Here is a 21,460-nt window from a genome sequence, read left to right on the forward strand (position 1 = left end):
ACGATCACTCCCCTGCCATCAGGTCGGGGATGTCGGCCACGTCGACGACCTCGGCGACCACCTCGACCGCCGGGGCCCGCTCGAACTCGAGGCGGAGGGCCAGCGAACCGCCGGCCTCGAGCGGGGATCGGAGGCCCTCGACCATGAGGTGGGCGCCGCCGGGCGTGAAGGCGATCGAGCCACCGCCCGGGACGACCGTGCCGCCGTCGGCCCCGCCGCCGCCGCCGTCGGCTGCGTCGGTGGTGCCCGGCGCCATCGCCCCCATCGGCTCCACCGATCCGGCGTCCGGGCTGGAGACGGCCACCAAGGCGTCGTCGGCGCCGGAGTTGGCGATCTCGAGGTACGCCGCCGCGGTGCGGGCGCCGTAGGAGCCGGCGAAGACCCGGCTGATCGTGAGGTCGCCGGTGGTCACCGTCGGACCGGCCTCCTCGTTGCCGCAGGCGCCCACGACGAGCAGCGTCGCCCCGGTGGCCAGCAGCACGACGGCGCGCCGCGTCCGGCTCACCCCTCGGGGGTCTCGACCGGGACGTCGCCGCCGAGCAGGCGCGGGAGGTCGCGGGTCCAGTCGCTCTGGCGGGTGCCGAACGGGTAGACGATCCGGGCCTCGTCGTCGGGCGCGTACACGATCATCTGCGTGGCGTGGCCGATCGTGCCGCTCGAACCGGTCGACTCCGCCGAGCCCTCCTCGGCCGGCGGCACCTTGGCGGCCTCCTGGGCGGCGCGCAGCTGGTCGGGTGTGCCGGTCAGGCCGATGAAGCGGGTGTCGAACCGGTCGAGGTACTCGCGGATGACCGCGGGCGTGTCGGTCGCCGGGTCGACGGACACGAACACGACGTCGACCTGGTCGCGCACCTGCGGACCCAGCGTCTCCATCGCGGTGTCGAGCGTGCCGAGGTTGATCGGGCACACGTCGGGGCAGCTCGTGTAGCCGAAGAAGAGGACGGTGAAGTGCCCCGCCGTGCGGTCCCGGAGGTCGAACGGCTTCCCCGAGGTGTCGGTCAGGACGAGGTCGGGCTTCTCCTGCGGCTCCGGCAGGATCCGACCGGCCCAGGGCTCCTCGGACGGACCCCGGGTCGCCGCCAGGAGCCCGATGACCACGACGGCGAGCGCGCCGAGCGCGATCAGCGTGATCTGCAGGCGGGGGCGACGGCCCGACGCCCCGCCGGCGGGGCCGTCGACGGTCCCCTGCGGGGCGGCGCCCTCGGAGGCGCGTTCGTCGTCGACCGGCAGCGTCATGGCGACGGCGACGGTACCAGCGGCCCCCCGGCCGGCGGCAGTCGCCCCCTGCGCCGGGAGGGCGGGCGCCCCCGGTCCCGGGACGGCGGGACCGGTACGCTGCGCGCCCATGCGGGGGAACGGGGCGAGGCGGTGGTCGGCGATCGGCGCGGTGCTGCTGGCGCTGTGCGCCCTGGCCGCGGCCTGCACGTCGCCCGCGCCGCTGGTCGAGCTCGCAGGCCCCGGTGGCCCGGTGTCGGTCGCGGCGCCCGACGTCGTCGGGCCGCTCCGCGTCCGGGGCGCCGACCTGGTCGACGCGACCGGACGGGTCGTGCAGGTCCACGGGGTCAACTCGGTGGCCAAGTGGTCGCCGTGGGTCACGCCGGTGGCGCCGATCGATGGATTCGGGCACGACACGCTGCTGCCCGAGGACCTCGCGGCGCTCGACCGCGACGGCTTCAACGGGGTGCGCCTCGGCGTGTGGCCCGCGGCGCTGATGCCGGCGCCGGGCGTCGTCGACGAGGCCTACCTGGACCGGGTCGAGGACACCGTCGACGCCCTGTCCGAGCACGGGATCTGGGTGCTGGTCGACCTGCACCAGGACGTGTTCGAGGGCATGCCGCCGTGGGCGACGACCCCGACGGCGGCAGCGCTGTCCGACGAGGTCGACCCGGGGCTCTCGGCGGCGATCGGCTGGGCCGCGTCGTACGTGTCACCCCGATCGCTGCAGCAGTGGGACGACTGGTGGTCCGACGCCGAGGTCGCGCCCGGTCTCGGCGTCGTCGACGCGTACGCGATCGGCGCGGCGCAGCTCGCGCAGCGGGTCGCCGGCCACGACTCGGTGATCGGCGTGGAGCTCGTCAACGAGCCGTTCCCCGGGTCCCCGGTCCTCCGGTGCGTCCTCGCCGGGTGCCCCGACCTCGACGCGACCGTCGCCACCCGCAACGAGCAGATCACCGAGGCGATCCGAGCGGTCGCACCGGAGCTGCCGGTCTGGTGGGAGCAGGAGGGCATGTTCCCCACCTACGCCGACGCCGCCACGCCGACACCCGACGTGACGCCGACGTCGTCCGGGCCGGGCGTGGTGGCGTCGTTCCACACCTACTGCCTCGACACCGACGGCGGGCAGCCCGTGGCGCCGTCCGGCGTGGCCAGCGCGTTCTGCGAGGGCCTGTTCACGCAGGCCGTCGCCCGCGGCGTCGGGCTCGGTCGACGTTGGGGCGCGCCGGCGGTCCTGACCGAGTTCGGCGCCTCCCGCAGCCCGCTCAACGCCACGGTCCCGGCCCGGCTCGCCGACGACCAGCTGCTCTCCTGGTTCCACTGGCACCACGGGAGCTACCCGGCCGTGGTCGAGAGCCAGCTCGTCCGCACGTACGCCCAGGCGACGGCGGGCCGGCCCCTGTCGCAGCGTTTCGACCCCGCCACCGGCGACTTCCGCTTCCGCTTCGCCCCCGACCCCGCAGTCGAGGCGCCGACGTCGATCGTCGCGCCCCAGCGGGCCTACCCGGACGGCTACGTCGTGGAGGTCACGGGCGGGTCGATCAACGTCCGCGCCCGACGCCGGCAGGCTGACCGTCGTCGCCGACACCGGGGCCGACGTCGTCGAGGTGGCGGTCGCCCGGGCCTGACCATCGCCGGCGGCGTGCTCCGGCCGCCCCGCGACCGCCCCCGGCGCGCCCGGCCCCTCCCGTACGATCGGCGCCATGTCCGGTCCCGACGACGTCGCAGCCCTGGCGGCCGCCGTCGGCCTCGACCCGCCGGTGTACCGACGGGCCGACGTCGAGCGACAGGTCGGCGTCCCCCACGCCGACATGGTCAGGTGGTGGCGGGCCATGGGGTTCGCGGAGGTGCCCGAGGACGAGGTCGCCTTCGGCCGCGACGACGTCCGGATGGCGACCGACCTGGCGTCGCTCCTGGCGTCCGGCCGGGTCGACGACCTCGACGTGCTGCGACTGGCGAGGGTGCTCGGGTCGTCGTTCTCCCGGATCGCCGAGGCGCAGGTCTCGCTGCTCGAGGACGTCGACGACGAGGGCGGAGGGGCCGACGGCGTCGGGTCGGAGGGCACGGATCCGGGCCGTTCGCTCGAGGACGCCGAGCTGCTCGAACTCCTCGAGACGTCACTCGTGTACGTGTGGCGCCGGCACCTCGTCGCCGCGCTCGGACGACGGCTCCGGGTCGAGGCGGCCGACGAGGCCCTCCGGGCCGACATCGCCGATCCCGACACGACCACCGAGGCGCGCCACGAGGACCACGGGACGTCGGCGACGACGGTCGGGTTCGTCGACATCGCCGGGTTCTCCCGGCTCTCCAAGCGCCTGGACGTCGAGGAGCTGGGCGACATCGTCGACCGGTTCGAGGCCGGCGCGCTCGACGTGGTCGCGGAGCACGACGGTCGCGTGGTCAAGTTCATCGGCGACGCGGTGATGTACGTCGCCCCCGACCTGGAGGCCGGGGTCCGGATCGGCCTCGACCTGCAGGAGCGGGCCAAGGGCTCGGACGTCCCGCTGGAGCTCCACTGCGGCGTGGCCCACGGGCCGACCATCACCATGGGTGGCGACGTCTTCGGTCCGACGGTCAACCTCGCCAGCCGGCTCACGGACGTGGCCCGACGCGGGACCGCCGTCATCCCGCGCGAGTGCGCCCACGAGCTCGACGACCGCCCGGACCTGCTCGTGAAGCCCGTCCGGCGGCCCTACGACCTCAAGGGCATCGGTCGCACCCGCCTCGCCACGGTGGCCCGCCGGCCCGAGGAGCGGGACGCGCCGGCGTCCCGGCGCCGCGACCGTCGGGACCGTCGCGCCGGCTGACGTTCAGGCGGCGACGGCGCTCCGGCGCTCGTCGACCACCCGCCGCCACCCCTCCGCGGCCCTCGGCCCGTAGCGCAGCGGGCGGGGCACGAACCGCCAGGACTCCCGGACCCACATCTCGAACGTCCGCAGCTGCGCCGCGTCGATCGTGCCCCAGGGCAGGTCGAACCGCCGGCGGATCCGCGCCGGCAGCCCGCCGATCGCCGTCAGCCGGAACACGGGCGTGACGACCTCGCGCTGGATCGGCGTGCTCCACCACGGCAGGCCCGGCAGGTCGGTCACCTTCTCGTGGAGGGCCATCTCGACCGCACGCGCCGCCGCCGGGGTCATCTCCAGCACGTCGTCGCAGTAGTGGTCCCACCGATCCCGGTACTCGGCGTAGCTGCGCGGCACGACCGACATCGGGACGTCGTAGCGCCGGTACCACTCGACGCACTCCCGGTAGAGCCGGTCACGGTCCTCCCACGTGGTGCGCCGCCCGTCGAAGCGGTCGATCAGCCGCTCGACGGCGAACTGGAACGTGGCGTGGGCCCACCAGAACGTCTCCGGCCGCAGGGCGCTGTAGCGGCGGCCGTGCTCGTCGGTCCCGCTGATGCCCTGGTGGAAGTCCCGCACCCGACGCCCGGTGGCCTCGCCGTCGGCGTCGTAGATGACCCCCATGATCTCGGGGACCGAGCGCTGGATCCGGTCCCACGGCTCGGTGAAGAACGCCGAGTGCTCGGCCACCCCGGCCCCGAGCCCCGGGTGCATCAGCTGCAGGATCCCCGTGGCGAGGCCGGTGAACCCCAGCCGGTGGTCCCCGGCGTAGCGCCAGAGCAGCGACCCGGGACCGAGGTCCATCGGCTCGTCGAACGGTGGCAGCACGTCACCCGGCAACGCTCGTCCCTCCGCATCCCCACCCGGCCCCCCGACCGGATCAGGCCCGGAGTGTCGCCGGTGCCCACGGCGCGGGTCAAGCACCCTCCCGCCGAGCCGGCGCCGCGCCACGACCGGCGGCGGGCGCGTCTCGACGCACGGCCCGGCGCGGGTCCAGACTTCGCACGATGTCAGAGGCCCCAGTGTCCGAGGACGACGCCCCGGACGACCACGACAGGAACGTCGCCGGCGACGTCGACCACGACCACGGCCTCTCCGGCGTCGGCACGGACGTGGCGGTCGACCGGCCCGACCAGCGCCAGGCGGTCGTCGACATGCGGCGGCGGCGACAGCGCCGCCGCCTGGGCAGCCACGAGTGGGGCGAGCTCGCCTACCGCGTCTACACGACGTCGCTGGCCGCGATCGTGGCCGTGGTCTTCGCCTCCGGGCTGATCGGCGACGATCCGCTGACCGCCGACGCGCGGCGGACGTTCCTCGACCGGGCCCCGGCGTGGTTCGGCCTCGGCGCCGCCGTCGTGCTCCTGATCGGGATCCGCTCCGGTTCGCGGGGCGGACCGCTCGCCCTCGAGCGACAGGACGTCAACCACCTGCTGCTCGGGCCCGTGGACCGGGGCTTCCTGCTCCGGCGACCGGCCGTGGGCATCCTCTCCTACGCGCTGCTCGGCGGCGCCGTCCTCGCCGGGCTCGGCGCCGGCCTGTTCGACCAGCGGCTGGGCGGCTCCGCGCTCCCCTGGTTCGCCTGCGGCGCCCTCTTCGGCGTCGCGCTGGCCGGGCTCGCGGTCGGCGCCGGGTTCCTCACCGCGTCGCGGCTGACGTCCAAGTGGGTGCCGCTCGCCATCGGTTGGCTGCTCGTCGCCTGGGCGCTGGCCGACGCCACCGGGTACGCCCCGACGGCGCCCACGACCTGGCTCGGCACGGTCGTCGTCTGGCCGCTCGAGTTCGACCCGCTCGGCCTGGTGCCGGTGGTCGCGTCGATCCTGCTGCCCGTGGTCGGCCTCCTGACGATCGGCGGCCTCTCGATCGAGGCGGCGACGCGGCGGACCGCGCTCGTCGGCCAGTTGCGCTTCGCCGTCACGCAGCAGGACCTGCGCACCGTCGTGCTGCTCCGCCGGCAGCTGGCGTCGGAGCGGCCCCGCACCCGGCCCTGGTTCCCGGCCACGCCCCGCTTCGTCGCCCGCCGGTTCCCGGTGTTCGCCCGCGACATGCGCAGCGTGGCCCGGTGGCCGATCGTGCGGGTGGCGCGCGTGGTCGTCATGGGCGCCGCGATCGGGCTGACCGCCCGGGCGACGTGGGCCGGCACGACGCCGCTCGTGCTCGTGCTGGGCGCGCTCTCCTACGTCGCCGCGCTCGACGCGATCGAGCCCCTGGCCCAGGACGTCGACCACCCGGGTCTGCTGGGCTCCGTCCCGCAGGTCGAGGGCGTCGTGATGGTCAAGCACCTCGCTGAACCGGTGATCGTGATGATCGGCGTGGGCGTGGTCGCGCTGGCCACGGCGTACGGCGTCGACCCTGATCCGCAGGTGCTCGGGGTCGGTCTGCCGCTGCTGATCCCCGCCGCGCTCGCCGGCGTCTGCGGCGCCGCGATCACGGTCGTGTCGGAGGCGACCCTCGAGACCAGCCAGGAGGCGGTCATGCCGCCCGAGGTGGCCGGGCCCCGGCTCCTCTTCCGCACGGTGTGGCCGCCGGCCGTCGCCGTCATCGGCATGCTGCCGCTGCTCGCGGCGCGCGCCGCGGCGACGTCGTCGGGCGGCGACCCGACCCGGGCCGTGACCGCGACCGCGGTGCCGGTCGTCCTCCTCTGCATGATCGTCGTCGGGTGGGTCCGCTTCCGCGCCGACCTCCACGACGCCATGGCCACCGCGGCCGGAGGCGGCCGGTGAACGCCGCCGGCACCGCCGCCCGGACGACCTGGGAGCAGCGATGAACCAGAAGAAGAGCCGACGCGCCGAGCGCCACGAGCCGCCCGCCCTGGCGGTGCACGGACTGTCGAAGTACTACGGCGACGTCGCGGCGCTCGAGGAGATGGACCTCGAGGTGCCGGCGGGCCAGTCCGTCGTGCTCGTCGGCCACAACGGGTCCGGCAAGTCGACGCTGCTCAGCATGATCGCCGGCGTGCTCGAGCCGTCCGAGGGCGACGTGCTCGTCCACGGCCAGCCCAACGGCACGCTGCACGCGCGGGCCGAGCTGTCGTGGCTCCCCGACTCGCCCGTCCTCTACGACGACCTCAGCCTCTGGGAGCACGTCGAGTACATCAACCGGATGCACGGCGGATCGGGCGATGACCCGTTCCTCGACGAGCTGCTCGAGCGGCTCGGCGTCGAGGACCGCAAGGACCACCTCCCCTCGCAGTTCAGCCGTGGCCTCCGCCAGAAGTCGGCGATCGCCGTCGCGCTGTGCCGCCCGTTCTCCGTGCTCCTGGTGGACGAGCCGTTCGTCGGCCTCGACGCCGCCGGGCGGCTGGCGCTGCTGGAGCTCATCGACGAGGCGCGGGACAACGACGCCACGGTGCTCGTGGCGACCCACGACCCCGACGTCATCGACCGCTTCGAGCGCGGCCTCATGCTCGAGAACGGCGAGCTCGTCCACGACGGCCCGGCCAGCGACCTGCACGGGATGCTGGGCGCCGACGACCGCCACAGCGGCTGAGGCGCGCCCGCCCCGGTCCGCGCGGCCGCCCGGCCGGCGTGCTCAGGTCCGGAACGGCGCGAAGGCCTCGGCGAGGGCGTCCAGGCGGTCGATCCGCTCGGCGCCCCGGCCGAGCGGCGAGTCCGGGACGATCACCTCGGTGACGCCCACGTCGCGCCAGGCCGCGACGACGTCGACGATCCGTCCGATCGGCCCCGCCACCGCGGCCCTCGGCGCGACGGCCTCGAGGAAGCGGCGCGCCGCGGCCTCGTCGTCGGTCGGGAGCAGGAGCGCCTGGGTGCTGCGGGTGATCGCCGCAGGATCCCGGTCGATGGCCTCGCAGGCCCGGTCGAGCGCAGCGGAGCGCTCGGCGATCAGCTCGGGCAGCCCCCACATGTTCCACTCGTCCGCGTACCTCGCCGCGATGCGGAGCATGCGGTCGCCCTTGCCGCCGATGAGGACCGGGATGGCGCTGCGGTCCGGCCCCGCAGCCGCCTTCGGCTCGCTCAACGCCCCTGTGAGCTGGAACCACTCACCGTCCAGATCCGACGTCGGCTGCGACAGCAGCGAGGTCACCGCCGCGCAGTACTCGCGGAACCGGTCGACGCGCGCCCGGACCGGGGGCAGGTCGATGCCGTACTGCTCGTGCTCGTTCCGCTGCCACCCGGCACCGAGGCCGAGGACCAGCCGACCCGCGCCCCCGGGAGCGGCGCTCGCGGTCGCGCTGAGGTGGTCGACGGTCGCGGCCCACTTCGCCACCACCGCCGGGTGCCGGTAGGTGGCGCCGAGGACGAGCGGGCCGATCCGGACGCGACGGGTGGCGGTTGCGAGGGCGGCGACCACTGCCGTGGCCTCGAGCGTCGGGTCCTCGGGCGCACCGAAACCCCCGCCGTCGCCCATGAAGTGGTCCGCGACCCACACGCCGTCCCACCCCGTGTCGTCCGCGTGCCGGGCGACGGCGAGCACGTCGACGGCGGGTTGCATGAGGTTCGGCCAGACGGAGAAGCGCACAACCCTGATCCTGCCAGCGATCGGCGGCGGAACCCGGCGCCTCAGCGCTCGACGCGGGCGACGAGCGCCTTGAGGTAGGCGCCCTCGGAGAACCCGACGGGGTGGTCGACCGGCTGGCCGGTCTGGCGCACGACGACCAGGTCGGCACCGGCGCGGGGTGCGGCCCGGATGGCGGTCGAGACCAGGTCGTCGGCGGTGATGCGACTGGAGCACGACGCCTGGACGAGCGTGCCGCCGGGGCGGACCAGCCACACGGCGAGCTCCGTGAGCCGCCCGTAGGCCCGGAGCGCCCCGGTGACGTCGCGACGCCGTGACGCGAACGACGGCGGGTCCACCACGACCAGGTCGTAGGTCTCGCCGGCCCGCCCGAGGGCGTCCATGACCTCGAAGGCGTCGCCGACCGTGCCACGGTGGCGGGCCCGCGCCACGGTCGCACGGTCCCGGTTCAGCGCGAGGTGGCGTTCGGTGTCGGCCACCGCGTGGGGGCTCAGGTCGACGCTGTGGACCGACTCGGCGCCCCCCGCCGCGGCGTGGACGGTGAACCCGCCGCCGCAGCAGAAGACGTCGAGCACCCGGGCGCCCCGGGCCATCGACCCGACGAGGACCCGGTTGTCGCGCTGGTCGAGGAACCACCCGGTCTTCTGGCCGTGGCGGAGGTCGGCGGTGAAGCGCAGGCCGCGCTCGAGGAACTCGACTCGTTCGAGGACCTCGGCGCGCTCGAGGTCGGGCTCCCCGGCGGCCCCGGCCCGCAGCACCACGCCGTCGTCGAGGCCCTCGGGCCTCGGCCCGCGGGCGACCGAGCGCGAGAGGCGGAGGACGACGGGCCCGACGGCGGGGACGACGCCCTCCGCAGCGACGGCGTCCAGCGCGGCGACGAGGTCGTCGAGGTGCGGGAACCACGCCGACGAGTACAGCTTCAGGACCGCGGCGCGCGGGCCGGACGCCGGGCCGTAGAGGTCGATGACGACGCCGGGGAGCCGATCGTTCTCGCCGTGGACGAGGCGCAGCGCGGTCGTGTCGGCGCGATCGAGCAGGGGCCGCCGGAGCGTGGCGGCGTCGCGCAGGCGGTCGCGCCAGAGCGCCGGACCGACCTCGGCGCGCTCTCCCGCCGCCAGCACCTTGATGCGGATCGGTGAGGCCGGGTCCCACAGGCCGACCGCGGCGAAGCGCCGGCGGTCGTCGAACACGACCGCGACGTCCCCCGGGTCGCCGGTCCCGTCGCCGTGACGACCGCCGCGGACGGACTCGAGCGACCCGTCGAACACCCACGGGTGGCCGCGGCGGACGTGGCGGAGCGCGTCGGGGTGCAGCCGCACGGCCAGCGCGGGCGCCGACGCCGGAGGCGTGCGGTCGTCACCGTCGTCCGGATCGACCGTCACAGGAACGCCCGGATGGCCGCGGCGGACGCGGACCGGTAGCCGCCGCCGAACTTGATGGCGTGGACGACCAGCGGTGCGACCTGGTGGAGCGGCACCCGGTCCCGCCAGCCGGCCCCGAGGGGCTCGGCCTCGTCGTAGGCGGCGACGCAGGCCTCGCCGAACCCGCCGAACAGCGCCATCATCGCCAGGTCGAACTCGCGGTGCCCGCCGTGGGCGGCCGGGTCGATCAGCCAGCTCCGACCGTCGGCGTCGACCAGCCGGTTCCCCGCCCACAGGTCTCCGTGGAGCCGGGACGGCGGCTCGACCGGGACGCCGAGGACGTCGAGCCGCCCGGCCAGCCGCTCCAGGTCGGCGACCACGTCGTCGGCGAGCGCCCGCCCGTCCCGGGCCAGCCGGGCCAACGGCAGGAGCCGCTGGGTGGCGTAGAACTCGGCCCACGTCGCGCACGGCTCGTTCGGCAGACCCCGGCTGCCGGTGGTGCGCCGGTCCTCGCGACCGAAGGACGACGCGCCGGCCCGGTGCAGGGCCGCGAGCTGCCGGCCGAGCTCGGCCTCCGTGTCGCCGTCGCCGGCGCGGGCGACGACGCCGCGCCCCACGTGGACCCACTCGAGCACGAGGCGGGCCGGACCGCCATCGACGCCGTGTCCCTCGTCGCCGTCGGACACGGCCAGGACCTCGGGCACCGCCACCGCTGCTGCGTTGCGCAGCCATCGCAGGCCGAGCGCCTCGGTGGTGAAGAACCCCGGCGGCGGCGAGGCGTGCGTCTTGGCGAACACCGTGCGACCGTCGACCAGGTCGATCCGCACCGACTCGGCGACGTCACCGCCCCCGAGCCGCGCCACCGACGTCGGCTCGGCCCCGAGGTCCCGCCCGACCGCGTCGACCAGCTCGCCGACGAGCGTCACCGGGCGCGCCCGGTCACTCCGGCGGGAGCGACTGCTGGGTGTCCATCATGTCGGTCATCACCATGCGGATGAACTCGTCGGCCTCGTCGGTCATGCCGCCGGCGACGCCGCCGTAGATGGCACCGCTGGCCGCACCCTCGCCCCGGGCCGTCGCCTCCTTCGCCCACTCGACGGCGTCGGCGAGGTCGGTCGCGAACGCCTCGGTGACGCCGGGCAGCGTCTGGGGCCGGGTCACGGCGATGTGGATCGCGTTCGGGTACTGCTGGCCGTTGAACCGCCAGCCCCGCTGCCGCATGAAGTCGTTGACGAGGTAGATGTCGAACTCGTCGGACGTGAAGCTCAGGACGAACGTCGGCTCCCCCATCAGGCGCAGCTCCGGGTGGCTCAGGATCGCGGCCTTCATCTCGGCCGCGGCGTCGAAGATCTGCTGCGCGTAGCGGCGGTAGCCCTCGCGGCCGAGGTGGACCATCGACGCCCACGTCGCGGCCAGCAGGCCCCCGGAGCGGGAGCCGTCCATGCCCGGCGAGCAGTACTTGCCGCCGCTCCAGTCGGTGCGGAAGAAGTACTGGCTGTTGCGCAGCGCCGTGTCGCGGAACAGGCACACCGACGTGCCCTTCACCGAGTAGCCGTACTTGTGGGTGTCGGCCGAGATCGTGGTCACCCCGGGGAGGCGGAAGTCGAACACCGGGATGCCCTCGACGCCGAGCTCCTGGCCGAACGGGAGGATGAACCCGCCGAGGCAGCCGTCGACGTGCAGGCCGACGCCCCGCTCGACCGCGAGGTCCGACAGCGCGGCGATGTCGTCGATCGTGCCGTACGGGTAGTTGCCGGCTGAGCCCAGGATGGCGATCGTGTCGTCGTCGATCAGGTCCGCCACCGCTGCGACGTCGACCTTGGTGGTCACCGGGTCGACGGGCGCGACCCGCAGCTCCACCCCGAAGAGGTGGCAGGCCTTGTCGAACGCCGGGTGGCCCGTCTCGGGCTTCACGAAGTTGGGCTGCACGATGCCCCGGGTCTGGCGGGCGTGGTCCCGGTACGACAGCACGGCGTGGGCGATGGAACCGGTCCCGCCGCTCGTCACCATGCCGGCGGGCCGGCCGTCGGTCACGGCCTCGGCGTGGAAGAGGTCGAGCGCCATGGCGATGATCTCGCCCTCGAACCGCGTGGCGCTCGGGCACATGTCGCGCTGGAGCACGTTCACGTGGGCGAAGAGGCCGAAGGCCTGCGTGAGGAAGTCGTAGTGCGTGTGGTCGCCGCAGTACATCGTCCCGGAGACCTTGCCGGTCTCCCAGAACGCGTCCTCCTCCTTCGCCATCTGGCCGAGCTCGTCGAGGATGTCCTCACGGCTGCGGCCGGTCTGCGGCAGCGTGCGGTTGACCGGGAACCGCTCGGCGTAGGGGAAGTCGCTGCTGCTCATCGTGCTCCTCGGCGTGTCGGATCGTCGGGGGCGACCCTCGGCCGCCACCGCTCGGGTGCCATTCGATCAGCAGGCCCGGCAGCGGTCCAGCCGCCGGCGCCTCGGCCGGGCACCGACTCCCGGCGGTCGAGCAGGTCGTCGCGGACGGTCGGGCCCGCGGCGGCGATGCGGTCCGCCGGGGTCATCGCCCGATCGTCGCACGCTCGGCCACACTGTCGCCGTGACCGACGAGCCCGGAGCCCCCCTGCCCGACATCGACCCGGCGCAGTTCTTCGAGGTCGACCTGCGCGTCGGGCGGGTGCTCGAGGTCCGGCCCTTCCCCGAGGCCCGCGCTCCCGCCTACCAGCTCGCCGTCGACTTCGGGCCCGCGCTCGGCACGCTCGAGACCTCGGCCCAGGTGACGAACTACGAGCCCGACGAGCTCGTCGGCCGCCTCGTCGTCGGCGCCGTCAACCTGGGCGTGCGCCGCATCGCGGGGTTCAGGAGCCGCTTCCTGGTGCTCGGTGCGGTCGAGGCCGACGGTGCGGTGCGGCTGCTGCGCCCCGACGGCGACCCGCCGCCGGGCACGCGCGTCGCCTGACCCCTGCCGACCCGCCCGGAGCCCGCCGCCCGGAGCCGGTCCGCACCCCCTTTGGCGGCGGTTTCCGTCGTGTGGCGACCGAAACCGGTGCCGAAGCGGGGGGAACGCTCGCGGGGACAGCGGTTCAGGTGCCGGTGAGCGACTGCACGACGGGGGCGAAGGCCCTCGCCTCGGCGCCCGGCACGACCGTGTACGAGTAGCCCCAGCGCTCGCGGCGCTCCCGCAACCGGTCCCCGACCTCGGCCTCGCTGCCGATGAGCGCGAGCGGCGAGGCCAGCACCTCCTCGGGGCGGGCGGAGAACAGCTCGGCGACCAGGGCGGCGACGCCCTCGGTGTCGTCGGTGATCTGGGCGACCGACAGCCACGCGTTGAGCTCCAGGTCGTCGAAGCGGTCGCCGGCCGCCTCGCGCACGCGGGCCACCTTCTCGTCGATGCGCTCCGGGAGCGCGTCGTGCGCGGCCTCGGTGTCGATCTCGCCCGAGTGGATCGACGCGTTCACACCGACGATGTCCGCGTGGCGCGCCGCGAAGCCGAGCACCCGGCGGGCGCCCCCGCCGATGAGGATGGGCGGGCCGCCCGTCGAGTGCGGCGCCGGCGTCCCCTCCAGGTCGGTGATCGTGTAGTGCTCGCCGTGGAAGGTGAACGGGCCGCCGGCGAACAGCCCCTTGAGCACCGCGGTGTGCTCGATCATCCGGTCGACCCGGACGCCGGGGCGGTCCATCGGGATGCCCGTCTTGTCGTAGTCGGTGCGCTTCCACCCGGCGCCGAGCCCCACCTCGAGCCGGCCCTCGGAGAGCACGTCGAGCGTGGCGAGCTCGCGGTGGACCACCGCGGGGTGGCGGTAGTCGCAGTCGAGCACGAGCACCCCGATGCGCAGCGTCGACGTGACCGCCGCAGCCGCGCCGAGGGTCGCGAGCGGTCCCGGACCCTCGTCGAAGTGGTCGGGCAGGAACAGCGTCGAGTACCCGAGGTCCTCGAGCTCCTGGAACGACTCGATCCACGTCCGCCCCTCGAGCGGCTCGTGCAGCTCGGCGGCGAAGCGGAAGGTGCGTGGGTGGGCCACGGTGCCGATCTCCTGGTCGTCAGCGGAGCTGGTCGTCGAGGTGCTCGGCGGTCGACCCGCCCAGCTCCATCGCGTCCATGCCGAGCTTGCGGTGGTCCCACGATCGGGTCCGGGTCGGGTCGACCCTGACCGCCACGCGCTTCTGGAGCATGAACTCGACGAGCGGCTTCATCTCCTCGGTGTACGGGCCGTTGTAGCGCTCCCACACGCTGACGCCGACCTTCCAGAGCACGTCGGGGTCCTCGACGACCTCGGCCGTCCCGTCGATCGCGACCCCCCGGAGCTTGTCGTACGTCAGGCCGTCCTCGATCAGCAGGGTCACTCGCGGGTCGCGGCGGAGGTTCACGGCCTTCTGCGAGCGGGACTTCGTCTCGAACCAGATCTGGCCGTCGACCACGGCGTACCACATGGCCACGAGGTGCGGGCGGCCGTCGGCGCCGATCGTCGCGAGCGTGCACGTGCGGCTGTTCACGACGAACTCGTCGATCTCGGCCTCCGTCATCTCGACCTGGCTGCGCTGGTTCGATCCCACCCCGTCCCCCGGTTGCTCGGTCGGCGGCTGGGCGCCGCCACGGCGGGCGTCGCGCCCGATCGCCCCATCATGCCCCGTCTGCGGGAGCTCGCCGCCCGTTCCCGGCCGGCACCCAGCCAGGACCGTGAACATGGCCGACGTGACCACCACGAGCGTCCTCGCCCCGGCCGGAGCCGCCGGTGCAGGAAGCCCCCACCCGACCACGTCGGCGGCGACCGTCCCCGCCGGGACCGGGGCGGGGACGTCGAGGTGCGCGACCCGACGGCCGGGAGCTCGATGGCCGCGTCAGCCGACAGCCGCAGCCTCGTGGCGGGCGGCCCGCCGGGCGACCGGGCCGACGAGCCCGAGACCGGCGGCGGCGGCCAGGCCCGCGACGGCGAAGGCCACCTGGTAGCTGCCGAGCGCCACGATGATCCCGAGCAGCGCCGGCCCGAGGCCGTTGGCCAGGTCGAACGCGAGCGAGAACGTGCCGACGGCCTGGCCCCGCTCGGTCTCGGGCACGCTCGCGACCGTGGCGCTGAACAGCGCCGGGAACAGCAGCGACATGCCGATGGCCAGGGCGACGACGGCGAGCCAGATGCCGCCGACCCCGTGCCAGAGGCCGAGCACGAGCCCGCCGACGGCGAGGACCGCGAGCGCGGCCGACGAGGCGCGCGTCCAGCCGAGCCGGTCGGGCAGCTTGGCGCCGACCACGCGGATGGCGAGCACGAGGATGCCGTAGCCGAGCAGGAGCGGCGCCACGTCGTCGACGCCCACCTCGGGTCCGTAGAGCGCGATGAAGGTGGCGAAGCCGATGAACGGCAGCATGCCGAGCAGCAGGATCGACCCCGGGCCGACGGCGGCAGGGTGCAGGAGGCGGAAGGGCTGGGGCTCGCGGCGCACGTCCCGGGGCGTCCCCCATCCGAACAGGCAGGCGACGAGCCCGCAGCAGCCGGCGAAGATCCACACCGCGTGGAAGCCCGAGCTGTCGCGCAGGGTCTCGCCGATCAGCGGACCGAAGGCCAGGCCGGCGTAGAGCGACACCGAGAAGTACGAGGCGGCCTCGCCGCGGCGGTCGTCGGGTGCCATGTCCTGGATGGCGGTCGCGGCGCCGACCCACATGGCCGCCTCGCCCGCGCCGGTCAGGAGGCGCAGCAGGACCAGTCCGACGACGTTGGTGACCACCGTGTAGGCCAGCACCGAGAGGCCCATGACGAGCGAGCCCCCGATGACCAGGACGCGCCGGCCCCGGGTGTCGCCGATCCGGCCGGCGAAGGGCCGGAGCAGGGCGGCGGAGATCGCGAAGCTGCCCACCACGACACCGACCGCCACGCTGCTGCCGCCCAGCTCGTCCTCCACGTAGAGGGGCAGCGTGGGCAGGAGCGCACCGAGCGCCAGGAAGTAGGCGAAGGTCGCCAGCGTCACCATCGCGAACCCGACGCTGAACAGCGAGCCGCGGTCCTCGGGGGCGGTGGGGTCCTCGGGGGCGGTGAAATTCTCGGAGGCGGTGGGGTCCTCGGGGACGTCGAACTCGGGGTCGCCGGCGCCGGGCGCGGCGGAGGCGTCGGCGGGGGTGGTCACCGGCCGAACCTACCCCGCGCTCCTCCGGATGCCGAACGACGAGCGCCGCACCCGCCGACGCCGGATCAGCCGGCGTCGGGCGCCGGATCGGTGAGCCGTTCGGGGAACCCGAAGGCGGTGAACATCTCGGGGTACAGGAAGTTGTGGTGGGCGCTGATCCGGCCGTCGGCGACCTCGATCACCTGCATGCTCCACGGCTCCCACACCCCCGGCGAGGTCTGCCGGTACTGCGCGAAGCCCGCGCACCCGTTGAGCGCGATCGGCAGGAGCCGGCTGCCCCGGCACTTGCACCCGGGGCCGAGGTAGAAGTCGCGCATCTCGTCCCGGCCCTGGATCCACGTGTCCCACGGGGGCATCGACAGCACCGCGTCGTCGCGCAGCAGGGTGACCAGCTCGGCGATGTCGTAGCGCTCGAAGGCGTCGACATAGCGCTCGAGCAGCTGCTGGTGGCGGTCGTCGAGCGGGTCGTCGAGCCCGTCGGGCCGGAGGTCCGACAGCGTGGCTCGGGCTCGCTGCAGTGCGCTGTTGACCGACGCCACGGTGGTGTCCAGGAGGTCGGCGACCTCGGCCGCGGGTATGCGGAGGACCTCGCACAGGATGAGGACCGACCGCTGCTTCGGCGGCAGGTGCTGCAGCGCGGCGACGAAGGCGAGCCGGATGGACTCCCGCGCCGCGGCCACGTCGGCCGGATCGGCGGACAGGTCGACCACCAGGGCGTCGGGAGCCGGCTGGACGAACACGTGCTCCTCGCGCTGGTCGCCGAGGACCAGGTCCGCGGTGCGCGACGCCGGGCCCATCTCCATCGGGCGGGCGCGGCGCTGGGGGCTGCGGTGCATGTCGATGCAGACGTTGTGGGCGATCCGGTAGAGCCACGTGCGGGCGGCGGAGCGACCCTCGAACCGGTCGGCGGCCCGCCAGGCCCGCAGCATGGTCTCCTGCACGGCGTCCTCGGCCTCGGACGGCGCGCCGAGCATGCGGTAGCAGTAGCCGGTGAGCTCCTTTCGGTGGCGCTCGAACGCGGCGTCGAGCTCGGCGTCGAGCTGGACGTCGTCGAGCGGCGAGGTGGCGGTGGACGTCCCGGACGGCGCACGGTCGGAGCTCATGCCCCCCACAGTAGGGAACGACCCCGACAGCCGGGGCTCAGCGCTCCACGACCGCCAGGTCGGTGGCCTTGACCGCCGCCCACACCGACGTGCCCTCGGCGAGGCCCATGTCGGCCACGGCCGCGGCGGTCACCTCGGCGACCAGTGGGACCGGCCCGTCGAGCCGCACCCGGACCCGGTCGCCGAGCAGGTCGAAGCCGGCGATCGTCCCGTGCCAGCGGTTCCGGGGGCTCCCGGTCGGCTCGTCCCGGTGCAGGGTCACGGAGCTGGGCCGGACCAGCACGAGCACCGGTCCGTCGTGCGGCTCCCCGACGACGACCGTCGCCGGCGGGCCCGGCGCCCACGAGCCGCCCTCGAGCGCGACCTCGGTCCCCACGGCCGTCCCCGCCAGCAGGTTCGTCCCCATGAGCTCGGCGACGTACGGCGTGCGGGGCGTCCCGGTGACCTCCGCCAGCATGCCCGCCTGCGTGACGCGGCCGTCCTCGAGGATGGCGACCCGGTCGGCCAGCGCGAGCGCGTCCAGCGCGTCGTGGGTGACGAGCACCGTCGCCCCTGCGAACTCGGCGAGGTGGCGACGGAGGTCGCGCCGCAGCGCCGCGCGCGTGCCCACGTCGAGCGCCGACAGCGGCTCGTCGAGGAGGAGGACGGCGGGATCGGTCACCAGCGCCCTCGCCAGCGCGGCCCGCTGGGCCTGTCCGCCCGAGACCGAGCCGGGTCGCGACCGCGCCACGCCGGCGAGGCCCACGCGGCCGAGCCAGCACCGGGCGCGCTCGTCGGCCTCGGCGCGGGCGACGCCGCGGGCACGGAGCCCGAAGGCCACGTTGGCGGTCAGGTCCAGGTTCGGGAACAGGAGGTGGTCCTGGAAGACGACGCCGACCCGGCGCGCCTCGGCGAACACGAAGGTGCCGGTCGACGGGTCGTCCGCGACCGCGGCGTCGAGCACGATCCGACCCCGCTCGATCGCCTGGAGGCCGGCGAGGCAGCGCAGCAGCGTGGACTTCCCCGCGCCGTTGGGGCCCAGCACGGCCAGCACCTCGCCCGGGCCCACCCGCACCGACACGTCGAGCTCCAGACTGCCGAGGCCCAGCCCGACTGTCGCGTCGACGCCGCCCTCCGACCGCAGCGGTGCCGCCCCGCCGCCGCTCACGGGCCGCCGCCCGGGGCCCAGCGGTCGCGCACGGCGACGACCATGACCGCCGCGCTGATCGCGAGGAGGACGAGGCTCAGCCCGACCGCCCGGTCGGTGTCGCCCTGCAGCGCCATGTAGATCGCGAGCGGCATCGTCTGGGTCCGGCCCACGATGTTGCCGGCGAACGTGATCGTGGCCCCGAACTCCCCGAGCGCCCGGGCGCCGGCGAGCACGGCGCCGGCGCCGACCGACGGGGCGATCGCCGGGAGCGTCACGCGCCGGAACACCGTCCAGCGGCCGGCGCCCAACGTGTGCGCCACGTCCTCGTACCGCCGGTCGGTGCCGCGGAGGGCGGCCTCGACGGTGATCACGAAGAACGGCAGCGCGACGAACGTGGTGGCGACGACGACCCCCCAGACCGAGAACGTCAGCTGGATGCCGAACCAGTCGTACAGGCGCGCACCGACCACGCCGGTGCGGCTGAACGCGGAGAGGAGCGCGACGCCGCCGACGACCGGGGGGAGCACCAGGGGCAGGAGGACGAGGGCGCGCAGCACCGACCGACCCGGGAAGGTGAGCCGGGCCAGCACCCAGGCCAGCGGGAGGCCGAGGACGACGGAGAGGACGGCGGACGCCACCGTGCAGAGGAGGGAGAGCCGCAGGGCCTGGCGCGACTCGTCCGTGCCGAGGTCGGCCCAGAGGTCCGACCACGGCACCCGCACGAGCAGCCCGACGAGCGGCAGGACGAACAGCGCGACGGCCACCCCGGCCAGGGCGACGACCGCGAGCGGCGGACGTCGCCGCCCGCGCCGTGGTCCCGCCGCCGCGGTCACGGCGCGCCGAAGCCGGCCGCCTCGAGGACCTCCCGGGCCCGGGGAGCGAGCACGAAGTCCATGAACGCCTCGGCGGCGCCTGCGTTCTCCGTGGCCCCCACCACCGCGATCGGGTACCTCGCCACGGCGTTCCGGTCGGCCGGGATCTCGACGCTCGTCGCCGCGTCGCCGGCGGCCCGGGCGTCGGTGACGTACACGATGCCGGCCGAGGCATCGCCCTGCGTGACCGCGGTCAGCGTGGCCCGCACGTCCTGCCCGCGCGTGATCCGGTCGGCGGGGATCGTGACGCCGGCGTCGGCGAGCACCCGGTCGGCGTAGCGCCCGCACGGCGCGGTCGCCGCGCAGAGCGAGACGACGCCGGCGCTCGCCAGGTCCGACAAACCCTCGATGCCGGCGGGGTTGCCGGGCTCGGTGACGATGACCAGCTCGTTCGTGGCGAAGATCTCGGACGAGCCGTCGAGCAGCCCCGCGTCGGACAGCTCGGTCATGTCGGACTCTGCGGCGAACGCCGCCACGTCGGCCGGTGCGCCGCCCTGGATCTGGGTCGCGAGGTCGCCCGACGAGCCGAAGTTGATCGTGACCGTCGTGCCGGGGTGGGCCGCCTCGAACTCCTCGCCGATCGTCGTGAACGCCCCCTCGAGCGACGCGGCGGCCGACACGGTGAGGTCGCCGGTGACCGTCGCCGCCGCTGTGTCCGACGAGCCGGTGTCCGACGAGTCGGCGTCCGACGAGGCAGCGTTGGACGAGGCGGCGTCGTCGCCGCCGCACGCCGCGGCCACGATCCCGAGCGCGAGGAGCAGGGCCAGCAGCGGGGCGGCCGCGAGCCGGCGGCCCCGACCGGTGGTCGGGCGCGCGTTCACGGGCGGGGGACCTCCACGGTCACGTTGGTGGACTTCACGGACGCGGTGGCGAGGTCGCCGGGCTGGAGGTCGAGCTCGTCGACCGCCTCGCGCGTGAGCAGCGACACCAGCCGGTGGGGCGGCGCGTGGATCTCGACCACGGCGGCGACGCCGTCGCGCTCGACCCGCGTCACGATGCCGGTGAAGCGGTTGCGCGCCGAGTGGAGCTCGCCGGACTCGACCGCGTACGGCGGCGTCTGCTCGCTCAGGTAGGCGGCCAGATCGCGGCCTTCGACGAGGCGCCGACCGCCGTCGTCACGGGTGGTGGGCAGCCGGCCCTCGTCGCACCAGCGCCGGACCGTGTCCACGCTGACGCCGAGGAGCTCGGCCACCTGCTGGGTGCCGTAGCTTGACATGCGGCCTGGAATCTATCACCGACCTCGCATCTGCGAGGTTGGCAGGTCCGTCGGGCGGCAGGTGCGATCCCGGCGCTGGGGTCCCCCGCCAGTCGGGTCAGGCGAGGCGGTGGACGCCGAGCTGATCGACCACGACCTCGTCGGACGGGGGCGGCCCGGGCGCCGTGCCCTCTCCGAAGGGCGTGCCGGGGAGCTCCTCCCGGCCGTGCGGGTCGAGCCATCCCCGCAGGTCGGGGCCGAGCGGCACGATCCCGGTCGGGTTGATGTCGCGGTGGACGCAGAAGTAGTGCGCCTTGATGTGGTCGAAGTCGACCGTGTCGCCGAAGCCCGGCGTCTGGAACAGGTCGCGGGCGTAGGGCCACAGCACCGGCATCTCCGACAGCTTCTGCCGGTTGCACTTGAAGTGGCCGTGGTACACGGCGTCGAAGCGGACCAGCGTCGTGAACAACCGGATGTCGGCCTCGGTGATGTGGTCCCCCACCAGGTAGCGCCGGTCCTCGAGGCGCGAGGACACCTCGTCCAGGCGGGCGAAGAGGCGCTCGTAGGCGTCCTCGTACGCGGACTGCGAGCCGGCGAACCCGCAGCGGTAGACGCCGTTGTTCACGTCCCGGTAGATCCCGCGCATCACCTCCTCCATCTCGTCGCGGAGCGCCTCGGGGTAGAGGTCGGGCGCCCCCTCGCGGTGGAGCTCGGTCCACTCGCTCGACAGGTCCAGGCTCATCGGGACGAAGTCGTTCGTGACCACCTCGCCGGTCGTCGTGTCGACGATCGCCGGGACCGTGATGCCCTTCGGGTAGTCCGGGATGCGCCGGAGGTAGGCCTCCCGGAGCTCGTGGATGCCGAGCACCGGATCGACGCCACCGGGGTCGAGGCCGAAGTTCCAGCTGCGCTCGCCGTGGGTGGGTGCGGCGACGGCCATCGACAGCGCGCCCTCGAGGCCGAGCAGCCGGCGCACGATCACCAGCCGGCTCGCCCACGGGCAGGCCCGGCTCACGACCAGCCGGTAGCGCCCCGGCTCGACCGGGTACCCGTCCCGGCCGTCGCGGGTGATCCGGCTGTCGATGTAGCGGGTGTCGCGCTCGAAGCTGCCGCCACCGGCGACGTAGGTGCCCTCGGCCTGCCCGTCCTGGTCGGTCATGGACGGTCCCTACCCCGCGGTATCGTGCCCGC

General features: G+C 74.7%; 20 protein-coding genes and 1 pseudogene. 5 read left to right on the forward strand and 16 right to left on the reverse strand.

Annotation, left to right across the window (positions count from 1 at the left end; genetic code table 11):
* Positions 1–4 precede the first annotated feature (4 nt).
* On the reverse strand, positions 5–505 hold the full coding sequence (locus LH044_RS03120) for a copper chaperone PCu(A)C (protein WP_227758341.1): 501 nt from the start codon (positions 503–505) through the stop codon (positions 5–7).
* Positions 502–1,236, reverse strand: a complete 735-nt coding sequence (locus LH044_RS03125) for an SCO family protein (protein WP_227758342.1) — start codon at positions 1,234–1,236, stop codon at positions 502–504. Before LH044_RS03125 ends, LH044_RS03120 begins: the two co-directional genes overlap by 4 nt.
* 109 nt (positions 1,237–1,345) lie before the next feature.
* Between LH044_RS03125 and LH044_RS21985 the strand changes: the two are divergent.
* Both LH044_RS21985 and LH044_RS03135 read left to right on the forward strand, forming a co-directional pair.
* Positions 1,346–2,770, forward strand: a pseudogene (locus tag LH044_RS21985) (cellulase family glycosylhydrolase); the annotation flags it as partial.
* A 148-nt stretch (positions 2,771–2,918) separates the two neighbouring features.
* Complete coding sequence (locus tag LH044_RS03135; protein WP_227758343.1) at positions 2,919–4,022, forward strand: adenylate/guanylate cyclase domain-containing protein; 1,104 nt, start codon at positions 2,919–2,921, stop codon at positions 4,020–4,022.
* A gap of 3 nt (positions 4,023–4,025) precedes the next feature.
* On the opposite strand, the gene LH044_RS03140 is transcribed toward LH044_RS03135, so the two are convergent.
* Positions 4,026–4,886: an oxygenase MpaB family protein gene (locus tag LH044_RS03140; RefSeq protein WP_227758344.1), complete on the reverse strand. Its 861-nt coding sequence runs from the start codon at positions 4,884–4,886 to the stop codon at positions 4,026–4,028.
* A gap of 179 nt (positions 4,887–5,065) precedes the next feature.
* On the opposite strand from LH044_RS03140, the gene LH044_RS03145 reads away from it, so the two are divergent.
* Together LH044_RS03145 and LH044_RS03150 are read left to right on the forward strand one after the other, a co-directional pair.
* Positions 5,066–6,778, forward strand: a complete 1,713-nt coding sequence (locus tag LH044_RS03145; protein ID WP_227758345.1) for a hypothetical protein — start codon at positions 5,066–5,068, stop codon at positions 6,776–6,778.
* Positions 6,779–6,818: 40 nt separating this feature from the next.
* Positions 6,819–7,544, forward strand: a complete 726-nt coding sequence (locus LH044_RS03150; protein ID WP_227758346.1) for an ABC transporter ATP-binding protein — start codon at positions 6,819–6,821, stop codon at positions 7,542–7,544.
* 42 nt (positions 7,545–7,586) lie between these two features.
* Here the strand turns inward: LH044_RS03150 and LH044_RS03155 are convergent, their stop codons facing one another.
* Genes LH044_RS03155 through LH044_RS03170 form a run of 4 tightly spaced genes read right to left on the reverse strand, consistent with a single transcriptional unit; the run spans position 7,587 to position 12,235 of the window.
* Positions 7,587–8,534 carry an LLM class flavin-dependent oxidoreductase gene (locus LH044_RS03155; protein ID WP_227758347.1) on the reverse strand — a complete coding sequence of 316 codons (948 nt, stop codon included), beginning with the start codon at positions 8,532–8,534 and terminating at the stop codon, positions 7,587–7,589.
* A gap of 41 nt (positions 8,535–8,575) precedes the next feature.
* The gene (locus LH044_RS03160; RefSeq protein ID WP_227758348.1) at positions 8,576–9,913 is read right to left on the reverse strand and encodes a class I SAM-dependent rRNA methyltransferase; all 1,338 of its coding nucleotides are present in this window, start codon (positions 9,911–9,913) and stop codon (positions 8,576–8,578) included.
* Entirely contained in the window at positions 9,910–10,818 is a 909-nt protein-coding gene (locus LH044_RS03165; RefSeq protein ID WP_227758349.1) for a fructosamine kinase family protein, read from the reverse strand. Before LH044_RS03165 ends, LH044_RS03160 begins: the two co-directional genes overlap by 4 nt.
* 13 nt (positions 10,819–10,831) lie before the next feature.
* Complete coding sequence (locus LH044_RS03170; protein WP_227758350.1) at positions 10,832–12,235, reverse strand: pyridoxal phosphate-dependent decarboxylase family protein; 1,404 nt, start codon at positions 12,233–12,235, stop codon at positions 10,832–10,834.
* Positions 12,236–12,455: 220 nt separating this feature from the next.
* Here LH044_RS03170 and LH044_RS03175 point away from each other — a divergent pair, with 220 nt between their 5' ends.
* Complete coding sequence (locus tag LH044_RS03175; protein ID WP_227758351.1) at positions 12,456–12,815, forward strand: tRNA-binding protein; 360 nt, start codon at positions 12,456–12,458, stop codon at positions 12,813–12,815.
* A 124-nt stretch (positions 12,816–12,939) separates the two neighbouring features.
* Here LH044_RS03175 and LH044_RS03180 read toward each other — a convergent pair whose 3' ends face one another.
* The 9 genes from LH044_RS03180 to LH044_RS03220 form a co-directional block, all read right to left on the reverse strand.
* Complete coding sequence (locus tag LH044_RS03180) at positions 12,940–13,878, reverse strand: TIGR03621 family F420-dependent LLM class oxidoreductase (protein ID WP_227758352.1); 939 nt, start codon at positions 13,876–13,878, stop codon at positions 12,940–12,942.
* Between the two features lie 19 nt (positions 13,879–13,897).
* Positions 13,898–14,410, reverse strand: a complete 513-nt coding sequence (locus tag LH044_RS03185) for a pyridoxamine 5'-phosphate oxidase family protein (RefSeq protein WP_227758353.1) — start codon at positions 14,408–14,410, stop codon at positions 13,898–13,900.
* A gap of 285 nt (positions 14,411–14,695) precedes the next feature.
* Positions 14,696–15,970 (reverse strand): MFS transporter, encoded by a 1,275-nt coding sequence (locus LH044_RS03190; RefSeq protein ID WP_227758354.1) that lies wholly within the window; start codon positions 15,968–15,970, stop codon positions 14,696–14,698.
* Positions 15,971–16,035: 65 nt separating this feature from the next.
* A complete protein-coding gene (locus LH044_RS03195; RefSeq protein ID WP_227758355.1) occupies positions 16,036–17,073 on the reverse strand; it encodes a sigma-70 family RNA polymerase sigma factor in 1,038 nt (345 codons plus the stop codon).
* 37 nt (positions 17,074–17,110) lie between these two features.
* Positions 17,111–18,220: an ABC transporter ATP-binding protein gene (locus tag LH044_RS03200; protein WP_227758356.1), complete on the reverse strand. Its 1,110-nt coding sequence runs from the start codon at positions 18,218–18,220 to the stop codon at positions 17,111–17,113.
* Positions 18,217–19,035 carry an ABC transporter permease gene (locus LH044_RS03205; RefSeq protein ID WP_374210527.1) on the reverse strand — a complete coding sequence of 273 codons (819 nt, stop codon included), beginning with the start codon at positions 19,033–19,035 and terminating at the stop codon, positions 18,217–18,219. Before LH044_RS03205 ends, LH044_RS03200 begins: the two co-directional genes overlap by 4 nt.
* The gene (gene modA, locus LH044_RS03210) at positions 19,032–19,895 is read right to left on the reverse strand and encodes a molybdate ABC transporter substrate-binding protein (protein WP_227758358.1); all 864 of its coding nucleotides are present in this window, start codon (positions 19,893–19,895) and stop codon (positions 19,032–19,034) included. The genes LH044_RS03205 and modA overlap by 4 nt, the downstream gene beginning before the upstream one ends.
* Complete coding sequence (locus LH044_RS03215; protein WP_227758359.1) at positions 19,892–20,290, reverse strand: TOBE domain-containing protein; 399 nt, start codon at positions 20,288–20,290, stop codon at positions 19,892–19,894. Before LH044_RS03215 ends, modA begins: the two co-directional genes overlap by 4 nt.
* 97 nt (positions 20,291–20,387) lie before the next feature.
* Positions 20,388–21,428, reverse strand: coding sequence for a glutathione S-transferase family protein (locus tag LH044_RS03220; RefSeq protein ID WP_227758360.1), 1,041 nt, complete (start codon positions 21,426–21,428; stop codon positions 20,388–20,390).
* Between the last annotated feature and the right edge of the window lie 32 nt (positions 21,429–21,460).

The sequence above is a fragment of the Dermatobacter hominis genome, assembly GCF_020715685.1.
In the GTDB taxonomy this organism is placed as follows: Bacteria; Actinomycetota; Acidimicrobiia; order Acidimicrobiales; family Microtrichaceae; genus Dermatobacter; species Dermatobacter hominis.